16 protein-coding genes are annotated in these 17,798 nt (G+C 66.5%); 3 read left to right on the forward strand and 13 right to left on the reverse strand.

Going from position 1 to position 17,798, the window contains the following annotated elements; genetic code table 11:
• Positions 1-3 precede the first annotated feature (3 nt).
• Both zapD and AB4Z48_RS22045 read left to right on the forward strand, forming a co-directional pair.
• Positions 4-762, forward strand: coding sequence for a cell division protein ZapD (zapD, locus tag AB4Z48_RS22040; RefSeq protein ID WP_441617845.1), 759 nt, complete (start codon positions 4-6; stop codon positions 760-762).
• 4 nt (positions 763-766) lie between these two features.
• Complete coding sequence (locus tag AB4Z48_RS22045; RefSeq protein ID WP_441617847.1) at positions 767-952, forward strand: DNA gyrase inhibitor YacG; 186 nt, start codon at positions 767-769, stop codon at positions 950-952.
• Positions 953-990: 38 nt separating this feature from the next.
• Here AB4Z48_RS22045 and AB4Z48_RS22050 read toward each other — a convergent pair whose 3' ends face one another.
• The 5 genes from AB4Z48_RS22050 to AB4Z48_RS22070 form a co-directional block, all read right to left on the reverse strand.
• On the reverse strand, positions 991-1,428 hold the full coding sequence (locus AB4Z48_RS22050; RefSeq protein ID WP_441617849.1) for an NUDIX domain-containing protein: 438 nt from the start codon (positions 1,426-1,428) through the stop codon (positions 991-993).
• A complete protein-coding gene (locus AB4Z48_RS22055) occupies positions 1,425-2,324 on the reverse strand; it encodes an ATP-binding protein (protein ID WP_441617851.1) in 900 nt (299 codons plus the stop codon). Before AB4Z48_RS22055 ends, AB4Z48_RS22050 begins: the two co-directional genes overlap by 4 nt.
• Positions 2,325-2,403: 79 nt before the next feature.
• Positions 2,404-3,633: a bifunctional glutamate N-acetyltransferase/amino-acid acetyltransferase ArgJ gene (gene argJ, locus AB4Z48_RS22060; protein WP_441617853.1), complete on the reverse strand. Its 1,230-nt coding sequence runs from the start codon at positions 3,631-3,633 to the stop codon at positions 2,404-2,406.
• A gap of 143 nt (positions 3,634-3,776) precedes the next feature.
• Positions 3,777-6,554 carry a preprotein translocase subunit SecA gene (secA, locus tag AB4Z48_RS22065; RefSeq protein WP_441617855.1) on the reverse strand — a complete coding sequence of 926 codons (2,778 nt, stop codon included), beginning with the start codon at positions 6,552-6,554 and terminating at the stop codon, positions 3,777-3,779.
• A gap of 359 nt (positions 6,555-6,913) precedes the next feature.
• Positions 6,914-7,858: a M23 family metallopeptidase gene (locus tag AB4Z48_RS22070; RefSeq protein WP_441617857.1), complete on the reverse strand. Its 945-nt coding sequence runs from the start codon at positions 7,856-7,858 to the stop codon at positions 6,914-6,916.
• A 65-nt stretch (positions 7,859-7,923) separates the two neighbouring features.
• Between AB4Z48_RS22070 and AB4Z48_RS22075 the strand changes: the two genes are divergently transcribed.
• Positions 7,924-8,451 (forward strand): hypothetical protein, encoded by a 528-nt coding sequence (locus AB4Z48_RS22075; RefSeq protein WP_441617859.1) that lies wholly within the window; start codon positions 7,924-7,926, stop codon positions 8,449-8,451.
• Positions 8,452-8,523: 72 nt separating this feature from the next.
• Here the strand turns inward: AB4Z48_RS22075 and lpxC are convergent, their stop codons facing one another.
• The 8 genes from lpxC to murG all read right to left on the reverse strand — a co-directional run bounded on the left by lpxC (position 8,524) and on the right by murG (position 17,710).
• Positions 8,524-9,441: a UDP-3-O-acyl-N-acetylglucosamine deacetylase gene (lpxC, locus tag AB4Z48_RS22080; RefSeq protein ID WP_441617861.1), complete on the reverse strand. Its 918-nt coding sequence runs from the start codon at positions 9,439-9,441 to the stop codon at positions 8,524-8,526.
• Positions 9,442-9,615: 174 nt separating this feature from the next.
• The gene (locus tag AB4Z48_RS22085; RefSeq protein WP_441617863.1) at positions 9,616-10,122 is read right to left on the reverse strand and encodes a peroxiredoxin; all 507 of its coding nucleotides are present in this window, start codon (positions 10,120-10,122) and stop codon (positions 9,616-9,618) included.
• 554 nt (positions 10,123-10,676) lie between these two features.
• Positions 10,677-11,876 carry a cell division protein FtsZ gene (gene ftsZ / locus AB4Z48_RS22090; protein WP_441617865.1) on the reverse strand — a complete coding sequence of 400 codons (1,200 nt, stop codon included), beginning with the start codon at positions 11,874-11,876 and terminating at the stop codon, positions 10,677-10,679.
• A 164-nt stretch (positions 11,877-12,040) separates the two neighbouring features.
• Positions 12,041-13,273: a cell division protein FtsA gene (ftsA, locus tag AB4Z48_RS22095; RefSeq protein WP_020204727.1), complete on the reverse strand. Its 1,233-nt coding sequence runs from the start codon at positions 13,271-13,273 to the stop codon at positions 12,041-12,043.
• Entirely contained in the window at positions 13,270-14,142 is an 873-nt protein-coding gene (locus AB4Z48_RS22100) for a cell division protein FtsQ/DivIB (protein ID WP_441617867.1), read from the reverse strand. Before AB4Z48_RS22100 ends, ftsA begins: the two co-directional genes overlap by 4 nt.
• Before the next feature lie 55 nt (positions 14,143-14,197).
• Positions 14,198-15,181 (reverse strand): D-alanine--D-alanine ligase, encoded by a 984-nt coding sequence (locus AB4Z48_RS22105; RefSeq protein ID WP_441617869.1) that lies wholly within the window; start codon positions 15,179-15,181, stop codon positions 14,198-14,200.
• Positions 15,178-16,626, reverse strand: coding sequence for a UDP-N-acetylmuramate--L-alanine ligase (murC, locus tag AB4Z48_RS22110; protein WP_441617871.1), 1,449 nt, complete (start codon positions 16,624-16,626; stop codon positions 15,178-15,180). Before murC ends, AB4Z48_RS22105 begins: the two co-directional genes overlap by 4 nt.
• Before the next feature lie 13 nt (positions 16,627-16,639).
• On the reverse strand, positions 16,640-17,710 hold the full coding sequence (gene murG / locus AB4Z48_RS22115; protein WP_441617873.1) for an undecaprenyldiphospho-muramoylpentapeptide beta-N-acetylglucosaminyltransferase: 1,071 nt from the start codon (positions 17,708-17,710) through the stop codon (positions 16,640-16,642).
• Positions 17,711-17,798 lie beyond the last annotated feature (88 nt).

Genomic DNA, 17,798 nt, shown 5'->3' on the forward strand with positions numbered 1-17,798 from the left:
CACTTGATTCTGTACGAATATCCTTTCAACGAACGCATCAGGACCCTCCTGCGCCTGGAAGACCTGTTCGATCGCCTGGATTATTTCCTCGGCCAGGATCACGCCCTGCAGCATCACGTGGCGCTGACGACACTGTTCGAGATCATCGACGTGGCCGGCCGCGCGGACCTGAAGACCGACCTGCTCAAGGAACTGGAGCGCCAGCGCCAGGCACTGGCCGCGTTGCGCGCCAACCCGCAGATCGACCAGGGCGCGCTGGACGCGATCATCGGCGAGATTGAGCAGGCCATGTCGCAGCTCAACCAGCTGGTGGGCAAGGCCGGCCAGCTGCTGACCGACAACGAGTGGCTGACCAGCATCCGCAGCCGCGCCATCATCCCCGGCGGCACCTGCGAATTCGACCTGCCGGCCTACTACGCCTGGCAGCACCGCCCCGCCGACGACCGCCGCTCGGACATCCTCAAGTGGGCGCGTCCGCTGGTGCCGCTGCGCATGGGCACCAACACCGTGCTGCGGCTGCTGCGCGAGTCTGGCCAGAGCGGCAAGGTGATCGCCACCGGCGGCAGCTACCAGCAGATGCTGTCCGGCCGCAGCTACCAGCTGATGCAGGTGCTGCTGGACGACTCACTGCTGGCCTTCATCCCGGAGATGAGCGCCAACAAGTACATGCTGTGGGTCCGTTTCACGCAGCAGGACGGCGACCTGCGCCCGCGCTCGGTCGATGCCGACATTCCCTTCCTGCTCAAACTCTGCAATTTCTGAAGCAATGGCAACAGTCAAATGCCCCACCTGCGCCAAGGACGTGGCCTGGGTACCCGAGAACAAATTCCGTCCGTTCTGCTCTGAGCGCTGCAAGCAGATCGACCTGGGCGCGTGGGCTTCGGAGAAGTACGTGATCGGCGGCAAGCCCGGCGAGAATCCCGCCCCGGGACAGGAAGAAGACGAAGACTAGGGCAAAGAGGGCCGCAAGCCGCGGCTCCGCCCTGATGTCTAGCGCTTGCCTTCCTCGGCCAGCCAGTCCACCACCGGCACCGTGGCCGGCAGCAAGGGCCCGACGGCCACCGGCGCCGACTGCCACGAAAAAGCCTGCCCCTCCCGTCCTACCAGTTCGCCCGACCACGCCGTGACCTTGCAGAAATGCAGGCGCACATAGGCGTGCGGGTAGTCGTGCTCGAGCACATGCCAGCGCACGCATTGCGAGACCTCGATGCCGAGTTCCTCGTGCAACTCGCGCGCCAGCGCTTCTTCCACCGATTCGCCCGGCTCGAGCTTGCCACCAGGAAACTCCCAGTAGCCTTCGTAGGGCTTGCCGGCCGGGCGCTGCGCCAGCAGGAAGCGGCCGCCAGGCTGCACCATCACGCCGACAGCTACCTCGGTCACCTTCCGTGCCGCGCCTGCCGCGGCGCCATCCTGCGCGGTCTCGCTCATGCCTGGCCTTCCGGCGAGGCGACGAACGGCTTGCCATGCTTGCCGCCCCAGTCGCGCGCGAACTGCCAGGCCACGCGGCCGGAGCGCGAGCCGCGTTCCAGCGCCCATACCAGCGCATCGCCGCGCGCCGCGGCAACGTCCTCGGCGCTGCAGCCGAAGTGGCCGAGCCAATGGCCCACGATGGCCAGGTATTCGTCCTGCTTGGGCGGGTAGAACGACAGCCACAGGCCGAAGCGCTCGGACAGCGAGATCTTTTCTTCCACCACTTCGCCGGGATGGATCTCGCCGTCGTCGGTGTGGCGGTAGGTCTCGTTGTCCTTCATGTACTCGGGCAGCAGGTGGCGGCGGTTGGAGGTGGCGTAGATCAGCACATTGTCCGACTGCGCCGCCACCGAGCCGTCGAGCGCCGACTTCAGCGACTTGTAGCCCGACTCGCCCTCCTCGAAGGAAAGGTCGTCGCAGAAGATGGCGAAGCGCTCGGGCCGGCCGGACAGCTGCTCGACGATATCGCCGAGGTCGCCCAGGTCATCCTTGTCCACTTCCACCAGGCGCAGCCCGTCCTTGACGAAGGCGTTGAGGCAGGCCTTGATCAGCGACGACTTGCCGGTGCCGCGCGCACCGGTCAGCAACACATTGTTGGCCGGCAGGCACTGCACGAACTGGCGCGTGTTGGCGACGATGGCGTCCTTCTGGCGCTCGATGTTCTTGAGGTCGTCGAGATGGATCGGCGGCAGCTGGCGGATCGCCTGCAGGTAGCCGATGTTGCCGAACAGGCTTTGCCGCTTGCGCCAGCGAAACGCGACGGCCTGCTCCCAGTCCGAATCGGTCAGCTGGGGCGGCAACCATTGTTCAAGGCGTGCGAGAAAACTGTCGAGGCGGGAGGCGAGGTCGGACATGGCAGCTGGGCAGGAAGGCGGAAATACGGGGATGCAGGACCAGGCGGCTCCCTGCGCGGGAGCCGCCGCGCGGCATGGCTTACGAACGATAGTCCGCGTTGATCGAAACGTAGTCGTGCGACAGGTCGCAGGTCCACACCGTGGCGGCGGCAGCGCCGCGGCCGAGCGCGATGCGCACGGTGATCTCGGCCTGCTTCATCACGCGCTGGCCGTCTTCTTCACGATAGTCGGGATTGCGCCCGCCGTCGCGCGCCACCAGGACATCGTCCAGCCACAGGTTGACACGCTCGACTTCGAGATCGTCCACGCCAGCATAGCCCACCGCGGCCAGGATGCGGCCGAGATTGGGGTCCGAGGCGTAGAAGGCGGTCTTGACCAGCGGCGAATGCGCCACCGCATAGGCGATCTGCCGGCATTCGGCCACGTCCTTGCCGCCTTCCACGCGGATGGTCATCAGCTTGGTGGCGCCTTCGCCATCGCGCACGATCATCTGCGCCAGTTCCTGCGCCAGCTCGGTCAGCGCGGCGCGCAGCGCCTCGAAATCGGCGCCCTCGGCACGCTCGATGGCCGGCGCGCCGGCCTTGCCGCTGGCGATCAGCAAGAAGGAGTCGTTGGTCGAAGTGTCGCCGTCGATGGTGATGCTGTTGAACGAGTGGTCAGCCGCGTAGGACACGAGCGCCTGCACCACGGGCTGCGCGACCGTGGCATCGGTGGCGACGAAGCCGAGCATGGTCGCCATGTTCGGGCGGATCATGCCGGCGCCCTTGCTGATGCCCGACAGCGTGACGGTCTTGCCGCCGATCTGCACGGTGCGCGAGGCAGCCTTGGGCTGGGTGTCGGTGGTCATGATCGACTCGGCCGCGGCCAGCCAGTTGTCCGGCTTCGCGCCGGCGATGGCGGCGGGCAGCGCGGCGACGATACGGTCCACCGGCAGCGGTTCCAGGATCACGCCGGTCGAGAACGGCAGGACCTGGTCGGCGGCGATGCCGAGTTGCGCGGCGAGTGCATCGCAGGTCGCGCGGGCCGCGGCCAGGCCGGGCTCGCCGGTGCCGGCATTGGCGTTGCCGGTGTTGACCACCAGCGCGCGGATGCCCTTGCCCGCGGCCAGGTGCTCGCGGCAGACCTGAACCGGCGCGGCGCAGAAACGGTTGCGGGTGAACACGCCGGCCACGGTGCTGCCCTCGGCCACGCGCACCACCAGCACGTCCTTGCGGTTGGCCTTGCGGACGCCCGCTTCGGCCCAGCCGAGCTCGACGCCGGCGACAGGTTTCAGGTTCTCTGCCAGCGGCAGGGGCAGGTTGACGGCCATTTGCGTTCCTCGATGCGTTCGTCGTTGCTGGTTTCTGGTGTCAGGCGGCGGCGCGGTGCATGCCGCATGGCATGCCGTTTGCCCCTCCCCTGACGAACATGCCCGCTTGCGCGGGCATGTTTGCTGACTTCACCGTGCGCGGCTCAGCTGAGCTTGCCGTGGCACTGCTTGAACTTCTTGCCTGAGCCACAGGGGCACGGATCGTTGCGCCCCACCTTGGCCATGCCGGCCGCCTCGGCGGCGGCCGCGTAGGCAATGCCGGCACGCTCTGGCGCGCTGGTGGGCTCCGCGGCCTGGCTGACCTCGTCGAACTCCTCGTGCTTGTACTGCACGTTGCCAAGGTGCTGGAGGCCTTCCTCGATCTGCTCGGAGGCCTGCTCGAGTTCTTCCGGCGACTGGATCTGCACGTTGAAGATCACGCGCGTGACTTCGACCTTGATCACGTCCAGCAGGCGCGCGAACAGTTCGAACGACTCGCGCTTGTATTCCTGCTTGGGATCCTTCTGCGCGTAGCCGCGCAGATGGATGCCCTGGCGCAGGTGATCCAGCGCGGCCAGGTGCTCGCGCCAGTGCGTGTCGATGCTCTGCAGCATGACCGAGCGCTCGAAGCCCGCGAAGGATTCGCGGCCGACCTGGCCGACCTTGCCTTCATAGCGTTCGTCGGCGGCACGCACGATCTGGTTCAGCAGTTCCTCGTCCTCGATGCTCTGCGCCGCCTCGATGGTGGCGGCCAGCGGCACGTCGAGCGACCATTCGTCGCGCAGCTTGGCCTCCAGGCCGGCGATGTCCCACTGCTCTTCCATCGAATCCGCCGGCACGTGGTCGCGGAACATCTCGACCAGCACGCTCTCGCGCAGGTTCTTGATCATCTCGCCGACGTCCTGCGACTCGAGCACCTCGTTGCGCAGCTTGTAGATTTCCTTGCGCTGGTCGTTGGCGACGTCGTCGTACTGCAGCAGCTGCTTGCGGATGTCGAAGTTGCGGCCTTCGACCTTGCGCTGGGCGGATTCGATCGAGCGCGTGACGATACCGGCTTCGATCGGCTCGCCTTCGGGCATCTTCAGGCGCTCCATGATCGCGCGCACGCGATCGCCGGCGAAGATGCGCAGCAGCTGGTCGTCCAGCGACAGGTAGAAGCGCGACGAGCCCGGGTCGCCCTGGCGGCCGGCACGGCCGCGCAGCTGGTTGTCGATACGGCGCGACTCATGGCGCTCGGTGCCGACGATATGCAGGCCGCCCGCGGCCTTGACCTGGTCGTGCAGCGACTGCCATTCGTCCTTGAGATGGGCGACGCGCGCGGCCTTGTCGGCCTCGGACAGGCTGTCGTCGGCTTCGATGAAGCCGGCCTGCTTTTCCACGTTGCCGCCCAGCACGATGTCGGTGCCGCGACCCGCCATATTGGTGGCGATGGTGATCATCTTGGGCCGGCCGGCCTGGGCCACGATCTCGGCTTCGCGCTCGTGCTGCTTGGCGTTGAGCACCTGGTGCGGCAGCTGCGCCTTGTTCAGCAGGCCCGAGAGGTATTCCGAAGTCTCGATCGAGGTCGTGCCCACCAGCACCGGCTGGCCACGGTCGAAGCAGTCGCGGATATCGCGCACCACGGCGTCGTAGCGCTCGTTCGAGGTCTTGTAGATCTGGTCCTGGAAGTCCTTGCGCTGGGCGGCCCGGTTGGTCGGGATCACCACCACTTCGAGGCCGTAGATTTCCTGGAACTCGTAGGCTTCGGTATCGGCCGTGCCGGTCATGCCGGACAGCTTCTCGTACATGCGGAAGTAGTTCTGGAAGGTGATCGTGGCCAGCGTCTGGTTTTCCTGCTGGATGGTCACGCCTTCCTTGGCTTCCACGGCCTGGTGCAGGCCGTCGGACCAGCGGCGGCCCGTCATCAGGCGGCCGGTGAATTCGTCGACGATCACGACTTCGTCGTTCTGCACCACGTAGTGCTGGTCGCGGTGGAACAGGCTCTGTGCGCGCAGGGCGGCATAGAGGTGGTGCATCAGGGTGATGTTCTGCGGCGCGTAGAGCGATTCGCCCTCGCCGATCAGGCCCTGTTGCGCCAGGATTTCCTCGGCCTTCTCATGGCCGGCCTCGGTCAGGTAGACCTGGTGGCCCTTCTCGTCGACGAAGTAGTCGCCGGGCTTCTCGACGCCGGTGCCGTCGGCCTTTTCCTCGCCGATCTGGCGCTCGAGCAGCTTGGGCACGCCATTCATGCGCTGGTACAGGTCGGTGTGGTTCTCCGCCTGGCCCGAGATGATCAGCGGGGTGCGCGCCTCATCGATCAGGATCGAGTCAACTTCGTCGACGATCGCGTAGTTCAGCGGACGCTGCACCCGCTGGCCCGGATCGTAGACCATGTTGTCGCGCAGGTAGTCGAAGCCGAACTCGTTGTTGGTGCCATAGGTGATGTCGGCGGCATAGGCAGCCGCCTTCTGGTCATGCGGCATCTGCGACAGGTTCACGCCGACCGACAGGCCCAGGAAGTTGTACAGGCGCGCCATCCACTCGGCGTCGCGCTGGGCCAGGTAGTCGTTGACCGTGACCACGTGGACGCCCTTGCCGCTGAGGGCGTTCAGGTACACCGCCAGCGTGGCGGTCAGGGTCTTGCCTTCGCCGGTGCGCATTTCGGCGATCTTGTTGTCGTTCAGGACCATTGCACCGATCAGCTGAACGTCGAAGTGGCGCATCTTCATGACCCGCTTGCTGGCCTCGCGGCACACCGCGAACGCCTCGGGCAACAGCGCCTCGAGCGATTCTCCCGCGAGGTGGCGCTGCCGGAAGGTCTCGGTCATGGCACGCAGGTCGTCATCCGACAGCGGCGCGAACTTCGGTTCCAGCGCATTGATCCGCGCGACGGTCCCGCCATATTGTTTGATCAGCCGCTCATTGCGGCTGCCGAAGACTTTCTTGAGAAGGCCCGTGATCATCGATTGCTTTCACCTACGCAGTGGTACGCCGCCGTGCCATGCACCGGACGGCCTGAAGGCCGGCTTGGCCGGTAGCCCAGGGCGCACCGCGCGAGGAAATGGGAAGATTGGCGCAAAACGCCGAGTTTATCACGCGCGCGGGGCGCGGCCGGAAGCAGGGGACGGCGCGCGCGATGTGCAAACCACACCCCGCGGCAGCCGGGAATTGACGCCTCGATGGCGAAGGATCGCCGATTCGACAGCCCCATGCCAGCCTCTGGCGTCACCTGCTCCGGATGCGCGCCGCGCATCCAGTTCCTTCGGACATCGGGACGGGGCGGCAGTTCTTCAATGGCGACCTGGCCGGCCGACGCAAAGCCTCAGCGAATCGCGGTGCGGTCGGTCGGGGCGGGCGCCAGGGCAAGCTGCGCGGATGCCGCTTTCGCCACCGAGAGGAAGCGATTGGGGTTCTGCGGCACGCCATCGACATGCACCTCGAAGTGCAGGTGCGCGCCGGTGGAGCGCCCGGTCGAGCCCACCAGCGCGATCTGCTGGCCAGGCTTGACCAGGTCGCCGGGCTTCACCAGCATCCTTGAGGCATGCGCGTAACGGGTCTTGAGGCCGTTGCCATGATCGATATCGATCAGGTTGCCGTACTCCGGGTGCCATTCCGCAGCCACCACGACACCGCCGGCGGCGGCCACGACCGGGGTGCCGACAGGCGCCGAGAAGTCGACGCCGTCATGCGGGGTGCGGCGCCCCGAGAAGGGATCGAAGCGCCAGCCGAAGCCCGAGGCGTCATAGCCGGCGGCCACCGGCATCACGCGCGGCACGCGCCGGTCCTCGCTCTGGCGATCGAGCAGCGTGGTCGCCACCACATCGAGATAGTCGGCGTGCTGCTCGGCCTGGTCGGACAGGCGCGCCAGCACGGTCTGCAGCTCCGGCAGGCTCGGCGCACGCGACTGGGTCGCCGGCGCGGGGCCGCCGCGCCCCGGCGGCTGCTGGAAATTGAATTCCCTGGGGGCTATGCCGGCCAGGCCGGAGACCCGTTCGCCCAGCGCGTCGAGGCGCACCATGCGGGCCTGGATCTCTCCCACGCGCGCGGCCAGCACATTGAGGTTGGCGCGCAGGTAGGCATCGTCGCCTGCGGCGCGCTGGGGGGTGCCGAACGCTGCCAGGCCCGCGCGCGCGACAAACCAGGTCAGCACGGAGGACAGCAGCGCGACCGCCACGCACAGCACCAGCACGGCGGCGAACAGGCGACCGCGCGATAAATTGATGTGGCGCACACGCGGCAGGCGCGGATGAAGCACGATGATCTGCATGATGCAGCTCCTTCCCATGCAAGGCCCGGCGCCGCACGAAGGCGGCGGCACGCTAGAATGCGCGCATGCGCATGTTTACCCATTACGCCCTCCAGACGCCCGCCGCCAAGCCGTTGAACGACTGGCTGGACAAGGCCGGCCCGGTCTCGGCCTTGATGCAGACGGCGCGGGAACTGGCCGTGCTGGAAGCCGAGGTACTGTCGCTCCTGCCACGCGGACTGCAGGACGGGATTGCCGTGGCAGGCGTCAAACAGGACGCCCGCGGCATCGGACAAGGCCAGGGGGAGCGAACACTGCTGTTGCTGGCAGCCCATGGGGCCGCCGCGGCACGGGTGCGGCAGGTGGTGCCTACGCTACTTGGAAGACTGCAACAGCGGGGATCGCAGATTACCGCAATCCGTGTGCGCGTTCAACCGGACGTGGGCCGCCAGGGCGACTGGGACACCGGGCCGGTGGAACGGCCACGCAACGGCAGGATGTCGGCAACCGGGCTGGCCAGCCTGGACCAGCTCACCCGCGAGCTGCCCGATTCGCCGTTGCGCGAGGCCCTGAAGACCTTGCTGTCGCATCACGGCCCGACATCGAAGCCCTGAAGGCAAAACAAAAAGCCGGTCTGTCGACCGGCTTTTCTTTACTTTACTGCTGCACCATTTGGCGTTCGCGACCTATGCGAAGGCCGGTTGCAGCTGGGGCAGGAACGCCGGCGGCGCATCCTCGACCCGCTCGAACGTCACCACTTCGTACGCTTCCTGGTCGGCCAGCAGGGCACGCAGCAACTGGTTGTTGAGCCCGTGGCCGGACTTGTTGGCGATATACGCGCCGATCAGCGGATGACCGACCACGTACAGGTCGCCGATCGCGTCCAGGATCTTGTGGCGCACGAACTCGTCGCCGTAGCGCAGTTCCTCGTTGTTCAGCATGCGGTGCTCGTCGAGCACGATGGCGTTGTCCAGGCTGCCGCCACGCGCCAGGCCCATCTCGCGCAGCGCTTCCACTTCGTGGGCGAAGCCGAAGGTGCGGGCACGGGCGATCTCGCGCACGTAGCTGGTATCGGCGAAATCGATGGCGAAGGTCTGGCCGGTCTTGTCCACCGCCGGGTGGCGGAAGTCGATGGTGAAGGCCAGCTTGAAGCCGAAGAAGGGCTCCAGGCGCGCCAGCTTGTCGCCTTCGCGCACTTCCACGGCCTTCTTCACGCGGATGAAGCGCTTGGGCGCGGACTGCTGCTCGATCTCGGCGGACTGCAGCAGGAACACGAAGGACGCGGCGCTGCCATCCATGATGGGGATTTCCTCGGCATCGACGTCCACGTACAGGTTGTCGATACCGAGACCCGCGCAAGCGGACATCAGGTGTTCCACGGTGGAGACCCGCGCGCCGTCCTTCTGCAGGACCGAAGCGAGGCGGGTGTCGCCGATGGCGCTGGCGCTCGCGGGGATCTCGACCGCTTCGGGCAGGTCCACGCGGGTGAAAACGATGCCGGCGTCTACCGGGGCGGGGCGCAGCGTCAGCGTCACTTTACGGCCCGAGTGCAAGCCAATGCCTACGGTCTTGACCAGGGATTTGATGGTGCGCTGTTTGAGCATGACGTTCTCAGCTATTATTAAAATCTATCGATTGCACTTTCTAATATAGCGATTTTACCACTGCTTCGTTTGCTGCGCTGCGCCAGTTTGTTTCGGTCTGTTAGTAGCGTAAGAATTCACCCTCGAAAGCATCCTATAAGTCACTCTCGAGGGTCAATTTGACACAATCGCGTATTAGGCGCGCAACGCTGCCAGCACGGCTTCTGCGCTGCTGACCTTGAACTCGCCCGGGGCTTCGATCCACAGGCCGGTCACCACGCCGTCTTCCATCACCATGGCATAGCGCTTGGAGCGCACACCCATGCCGCGCGCGGTAAGGTCCATCTCCAGGCCCAGCTTGCGCGTCCATTCGGCGCTGCCGTCAGCCATCATGCGTACCTTATCGCCGGTGTTCTGCTCGCGGCCCCAGGCGCCCATCACGAAGGCGTCATTGACGGAGACGCACCAAACCTCGTCCACGCCGGCGGCGCGCAGCGCCTCGGCCTCGGCCACGTAGCCCGGCACGTGCTTGGCAGAGCAGGTGGGGGTAAAGGCGCCCGGCAGGCCGAACACCACGATCTTGCGCCCGCGTGCCAGTTCCGCCACGGAGAAGGCATTGGGGCCAAGCGCGCAACCGCCGGTCTCTGCTTCGTAGAATTCGTTCAGCGTGGCGTCGGGCACACGCGCTCCAGTCTCGATCATGCTGTCTCTTCCTGTCTCGGTAAAAACCCTGTTTAGCATCATAGCGCGCACGCCTGCCGCACCCAAGGCAGCGTACCCCCCGTTGCAGCGTCGGTGTTTTCCGACAGTGCCCGGGCGGCTGCACATTGGCGCATGGAGCGAGGCGTATCGCGCGGCGGCCAGCGCGGCGCGGGCCCGATGCGAATTTCCAGTGCGACTCTAAACCTTAAACCTTAAACCTGGCGCACGCATGAAACCTGCGCCAGGCGCGTTGCGCCGCACTGCGCATGAAAAATGGAATGCGCGCGGCGATCTTGCGATCGCCGCGCGGACGGCGGCACATCCCGGCCGGGAGGGGCGGGAGACCAGTCCGGGGAGGCGGCCGGAGGCACGCCTGTCCCGGCGACGGGATGCGAGCTGAGGGCTTCAGCGCGAGTGCGGCCCAGCTGGCTGCCGCTCAGTTCGGGACCACGGGGCGCAACACGGGCGGATAGGGAGCGCTTGCGTGTTTCGCTGTTCCGGGGCCCCGGCCTGGCAGGCAGCCGGCCTGGAGGCCTGCACCTTGCCGTGCCGACTCAGTCCGCCTGCTTGCGCAGGAAGGCGGGGATATCGTAGGTATCCACACCCTTTTCCTGCAGCGCCGCGACGTGGGCGGACGCCGATTCGCGCGAGCTGCGCCACACCGCCGGCGTGTCCAGGTTGCTGTAGTCCGGCGCGCTGCTGTGGCCTGCGTTCACGGTGTTGGTCATATTGCCCATCATCTGCACCGGCATGTTGTCGGTACCGGTCTTGAGCAGGGTCATCGGCTGCTGCTTCTTGGCCGAACGGCCCAGGCCCGTGGCCACCACCGTCACGCGCAGCGCATCGCCCATGGAGTCGTCGTACACCGTACCGAAGATCACCGTGGCATCTTCCGCGGCATAGCTGCGGATGGTGTTCATGACTTCCTTGGTTTCCGACAGCTTGAGCGAGCGGCTGGCAGTGATGTTGACCAGCACGCCGCGCGCGCCGGACAGGTCCACGCCTTCGAGCAGCGGGCTGGCCACGGCCTGCTCGGCAGCCAGGCGGGCGCGATCCACACCCGACACGGTCGCCGTGCCCATCATGGCCTTGCCCTGCTCGCCCATGACCGTCTTCACGTCTTCGAAGTCGACGTTCACCAGGCCATCCACATTGATGATCTCGGCGATGCCGGCGACAGCGTTGTGCAGCACGTCATCCGCGCACTGGAAGCACTTGTCCATCTCGGCGTCGTCGCCCATCACTTCGAACAGCTTTTCGTTGAGCACGACGATCAGCGAGTCGACGCAGGACTCCAGTTCGCTCGAACCGGCTTCCGCCACCTTGGCACGACGCGCGCCTTCGAACTCGAACGGCTTGCTGACCACGCCCACGGTCAGGATGCCCATTTCCTTGGCAACCTGCGCCACGATCGGGGCAGCGCCGGTACCGGTGCCGCCRCCCATCCCGGCAGTGATGAAGACCATGTGCGCGCCGCGCAGCGAATCGGCGATCTGCTCGCGCGCCTGCTCGGCGCAGTTGCGGCCCACCTCCGGCTTGGCGCCGGCGCCCAGGCCGGTGTTGCCGAGCTGCAGCACGCGCGAGGCACTGGAGCGCTTGAGCGCCTGTGCATCGGTGTTCATGCAGATGAATTCGACGCCTTGCACGCCACGGCTGATCATGTGCTGCACAGCGTTGCCGCCCGCGCCGCCCACGCCAATCACCTTGATGATGGTGCCGTCCTGCAATTCCGTTTCGATCATGTCAAAGTCCATCACTGCCTCCAAGAAGAATCAGCCGCCAAACGCTGCAGCCTCCCCGCCGCAACGCCTGGTTACTGAACAAGAAACCATCAAAAAGAACTGCCTGTTTCAACGGCCTGCCCCCGATCCGGTGGACAGCGCCGCCAATCTTTCAAAGCGCCTGCGCGCCGGCAACGTCAGAAGTTGCCGACGAACCATTCCTTCATGCGGCCCCACACATGCTTGACCGAGCCGCTCTGTACCGCCACCCGGCGCCCGCGCATGCGCTGGACGCGACCTTCGAGCAGTAGTCCCATTACGGTCGAATAGCGCGGACTCTTGACTACTTCGTGCAAATTTCCGCGATATTCAGGCACGCCGACGCGAACTGGTTTGAGGAAGATGTCCTCTCCCAGTTCCACCATGCCGGGCATCATCGCGGTGCCGCCGGTGATCACCACCCCCGACGACAGCAGTTCCTCGTAGCCCGACTCGCGCACCACCTGGTGCACCAGCGAGTACAGTTCCTCGATGCGCGGCTCGATCACCGCGGCCAGGGCCTGGCGCGAGAGCGTGCGGGTGCCGCGGTCGCCCACGCCCGGGACTTCGATCATGTCTTCCGGATCGGCGATGGCCTGCTTGGCGATGCCGTACTGGATCTTGATGTCCTCGGCATCGGGCGTGGGCGTGCGCAGCGCCATGGCGATGTCGTTTGTGATCTGGTCGCCGGCGATGGGGATCACCGCGGTATGCCGGATCGCGCCTTCGCTGAAGATGGCAATGTCGGTGGTGCCGCCGCCGATGTCGACCAGCACCACGCCCAGTTCCTTTTCGTCCTCGGTCAGCACCGCCAGGCTCGAGGCCAGCGGCTGCAGGATCAGGTCGTGCACTTCCAGCCCGCAGCGGCGCACGCACTTGACGATGTTCTGCGCCGCGCTGACCGCGCCGGTGACGATATGCACCTTCACTTCCAGCCGGATGCCGCTCATGCCGATCGGCTCGCGCACGTCTTCCTGGCCGTCAATGATGAATTCCTGCGTCAGGATGTGCAGGATCTGCTGGTCGGTCGGGATATTGACCGCCTTGGCGGTCTCGATCACGCGCGCCACGTCGGTCTGCGTGACCTCCTTGTCCTTGATTGCCACCATGCCGCTGGAATTGAAGCTGCGGATATGGCTGCCGGCGATGCCGGTGAAGACCTCGGAAATCTTGCAGTCGGCCATCAGCTCAGCCTCTTCCAGCGCGCGCTGGATGGACTGCACGGTGGCCTCGATATTGACCACGACCCCCTTCTTCAGGCCCTTGGACTCCGACTGGCCCATCCCGATCACTTCGTAGCTGCCGTCGGGGCGCAATTCCGCCACCACCGCGGCCACCTTGGAAGTGCCGATATCGAGACCGACCAACAGGTCCTTGTATTCCTTGCTCATCGGTTTTTCTCCGCGTTCTTGCTCTTCAGTCGCGTCGGATTGTTTGTCGGATTGGCGCTGGTCGCGGCAGCCTTGCCCTTGGCGGCCGCCGCGGCCTGTGCATCTGTCAGGAACCGCACGTTGGCCGCGCGGATGGCAAATCCGTTCGGATAACGCAGGTCCGCGTATTCGATCTGCTTGCCCCACTGCTCCGTGACCTGGGGCCAGGCCACCACGAAACGCTTCACGCGCTGCGCCATGGCGTCGCGCTCTTCATCGTTCTGTTCGCGCCCGAATTCCACCACCATGCCGTTGGACAGCCGTGCGCGCCAGGCATAGCGCGCCGACAGCGTGAGTGCCAGCGGTTCGGCCTTGAGCGGCTTGAACCATTCGCGCACGGTTTCGAGCTTGTCCACGACATCGGACTCGCTGTCGGTGGGGCCGTCCAGCGCGAGCAACTGCGCGTCTTCCTCGGCCTCGGCCGGGTTGGCGACGAAGATCTCGCCGTAGGTATTGATCAGGCGGCCGCTGTCGGCGTTGCCCCAGGTGCCGAGCGCCTCGTGCTCCTCGACTTCGACCGCCAGGCCGTTGGGCCATTCGCGCCGAACGCTCGCGCGCCGCACCCAGGGCACGGACTCGAAGCTCTGGCGCGCCTCGTTGAGGTCGAGCGTGAAGAAATTGCCCGTGAGCTTGCCCAGCGCGTTGGCGCGCACGCCCGGCGCGTTGACGTGGCGCAGCGTGCCGCCGTCCATCGGCGACAGCTCCACATGCGTGATGGCGAACACCGGCCGCTGTGCCAGCCACAGCAGGCCGGCGGCGAACGCCATCAGCGCCACCAGCGCGTAGAGCGTGGAGGCGATCAGGTTGAGCAGGCGTGTGTTGTGCCACATGGCTTGGCGCGGTTCCGGTCCGTCAGGTCAGGTTCAATTCAATCGGCGTTCATGCTCAATCAGGTTTCCAGGCGTCGCTCGGATGCAGGTCCAGCGTGGCGGCGGCTGTCACCTGCATCACGAAATCCTCGTAGCTGATGCCCACCGCGCGCGCCGCCATCGGCACCAGCGAGTGGCCGGTCATGCCGGGCGAGGTATTCATCTCCAGCAGGTAAGGCTTGCCATCGGCGCGCAACATCACGTCGGCGCGCGCCCAGCCGCGGCACCCCAGCACGCGGAAGGATTGCACCGCCAGGCGCCGGACTTCGGCTTCGACGTCGTCCGGCAGGCCCGACGGGCACAGATATTGGGTATCGTCAGTAAAGTACTTATTTTGATAGTCATAATTCGCGCCGGGCGCGACGATGCGGATCACCGGCAGCGCTTCGGCGGTGGCGCCCTCCCCCACGATGGGGCAGGTCAGCTCGGCGCCGTCGATGAATTCCTCGGCGATCACGTCGTTGTCCAGCGCCGCCGCCTTCTCGAAGGCGGCCTGCATCTGGCCTGCCTCGGTGACCTTGGTCAGGCCGATGGACGAGCCTTCGCGCGCCGGCTTGACGATCAGCGGCAGGCCCAGGTCGGCCGCCACGGCGGCAAAGTCGGTATCGGCGTGCAGCATGGCGAAGCGCGGCGTCGGCAGGCCGTGCGTCATCCACAGGCGCTTGGTGGCCTGCTTGTCCATGGCCATTGCGGAAGCCAGCACGCCGCTGCCGGTGTAGGGCACGCCCAGTTGCTCCAGCAGGCCCTGGACGGTGCCGTCCTCGCCATAGCGGCCGTGCAGCGCGATAAAGACGCGGTCGAAGCCCGCCGTGGCCAGCTCGGCCACCGACTGCAGCCCCGGATCGAAGCCGTGCGCATCCACGCCGCGCGATTGCAGGGCAGCCAGCACGCCGTTGCCGGACATCAGCGAGATCTCGCGCTCGGCCGAGCGGCCACCCAGCAGCACGCCGACCTTGCCGAGCGATTTCGGATCGATATTGGGATGGGCGACGAAGCTCATGCCTGGCCTCCCGCTTGTTGCGAGACTTGTTGCGAAACCAGTTGCCCCGGCACGCCGCCGATGGTGCCGGCGCCCATCGTCACGACTACATCGCCGGGCCGGACGGCGTTCAGGATGGCTTGCGGCATTTCGTCGATCTGCTCCACGAATACGGGTTCAACCTTGCCCGCCACGCGCAAGGCGCGTGTCAGCGCGCGGCCGTCGGCGGCCACGATGGGCGTCTCGCCGGCGGCATAGACCTCGGCCAGCAGCAACGCGTCCACGGTGCCGAGCACCTTGACGAAGTCCTCGAAGCAATCGCGCGTGCGGGTGAAACGATGCGGCTGGAACGCCAGCACCAGCCGGCGTCCGGGAAACGCGCCGCGCGCGGCGGCCAGCGTCGCGGCCATCTCGACCGGATGGTGACCGTAGTCGTCGACCAGCGTGAAGGTGCCCTCGGCCTTGGCTTGCCCGCCTTGCACATTGAGGCAGGCAACCTCGCCGTAGCGCTGGAAGCGCCGGCCCACGCCGTGGAATTCGCGCAGCGCCTTGACGATGGCGGCGTCGGCCACCTCCAGCTCGGTGGCGATGGCGATGGCGGCCAGCGCGTTCTGCACGTTGTGCATGCCGGGCAGGTTCAGCACCACGTCCAGCGGCGGCTCGGCGTGGCCGTTGAGCTGGCGCAGCACCGTGAAATGCATCTGGCCGTCGACCGCGCGCGCGTTGACCGCACGGATCTGGGCGTCTTCGGCGAAGCCATAGCGCACGATCGGCTTGGACACGAAGGGCATGATCTCGCGCACATTGGGGTCGTCCACGCACAGCACGGCGATGCCGTAGAACGGCAGGCGCTGGGTGAACTCCACGAACGCCTGCTTGAGCCGGGCGAAATCGTGCCCGTAGGTGTCCATGTGGTCGGCGTCGATATTGGTGATGACCTCGATCACCGGGAACAGGTTGAGGAACGACGCGTCCGATTCGTCGGCCTCGGCCACGATGAAGTCGCCCGTGCCCAGGCGTGCGTTGGCGCCCGCCGAGTTGAGCCGGCCGCCGATCACGAAGGTGGGATCGAGCCCGCCTTCGGCCAGCACCGAGGCCACCAGGCTAGTGGTGGTGGTCTTGCCGTGGGTGCCGGCGATGGCCACGCCCTGCTTGAGGCGCATCAACTCGGCCAGCATGACCGCGCGCGGCACCACCGGGATGCGCTTGGCGCGCGCGGCCAGCACCTCGGGGTTGTCGCCGGTGACGGCCGTGGACACCACCACGGCATTGGCGCCGTTGACGTTGCCGGCATCGTGGCCGTGCATCACGGTCGCGCCGAGCGAGGCCAGCCGCCGCGTGGCAGCGTTGCTGCCCACGTCGGAGCCCGAGACCTTGTAGCCCAGGTTCAATAGGACTTCCGCGATGCCGCTCATGCCGGCGCCGCCGATGCCTACGAAGTGGATATTCTTGACAATGTGCTTCATGAATCCGTTTGTTTCAGTCCCTGGCCATCTGGCTGCAGATCTYGGCCACGCGCCGGGTCGCTTCCGGCTTGGCTAGACCGCGCGCCTGGTGCGCCATCTCTTTGAGTCGGGTCCGCGACAACGAGGCCAGCATCTGTGCCAGCCCGCTCGCGGTCAGTTCGTTCTGCTGGACCAGCAAGGCGGCGTCCTGTCGCGACAGGAATTGCGCATTGGTGGTCTGGTGGTCGTCCACGGCATGGGGAAACGGCACGAACAGTGCCGCCACCCCCGCCGCCGCCACCTCGGACACGGTCATGGCGCCCGCGCGGCAGATCACCAGATCCGCCTCGGCATAGGCGCCGGCCATGTCGTCGATAAAGGGCAAGGCTTCCGCCTGCACGCCGGCAGCCTGGTAGTTGGCGCGCAGCGTATCGATCTGCTTGGCGCCGGCCTGGTGCTTCACCAGCGGCCGCTCGCCTTCCGGCAGCAGCGCCAGCGCCTTGGGCACGACCTCGTTGAGGGCGGCCGCGCCCAGGCTGCCGCCCACCACCAGCAACCGCAGCGGGCCGCTGCGGTTGTCGTAGCGCTGGTCGGGCGCGGTCATGCGGGCCAGTTCCTCGCGCACCGGGTTGCCGGTCCACTCGCTGTCGGGCAGCGCGTTGGGGAAGGCGCACAACACGCGATCCGCCACCCTGGCCAGCACCTTGTTGGCCAGCCCGGCGATGGAATTCTGCTCGTGCAGCACCAGCGGGCGCCCCAGCAGCGAAGCCATCATGCCGGCCGGGAAGGTGATGTAGCCGCCCATGCCCAGCACCACGTCGGGCCGCACCCGGCGCAGCGCGCGCAGGCTCTGCCAGAACGCGCGCAGCAGGTTCAACGGCAGCAGCAGCTTGGTCAGCGGCCCCTTGCCGCGCAGGCCGCCGAACTGGATAAACTCCATCGGGATGTCGTACTTGGGCACCAGCGTGGCTTCCATGCCGCTGCGGTTGCCCAGCCACACCACGCGCCAGCCCTGCTCGCGCAACGCGCGCGCGACCGCCAGCCCGGGGAAGACATGCCCCCCGGTGCCGCCGGCCATCACGAGCAGGGTACGCGTGCCGCTCATACCTTCCCTCCACGCATCATGGATGAATTCTGGCTGCGGCCGCTGCGCTTAACTTCCTGCTTGCGCAGGAAGTTAGCCTTCGCCGAAA

It is taken from the genome of Cupriavidus sp. 2TAF22 (assembly GCF_052115045.1).
Taxonomy (GTDB): Bacteria; Pseudomonadota; Gammaproteobacteria; order Burkholderiales; family Burkholderiaceae; genus Cupriavidus.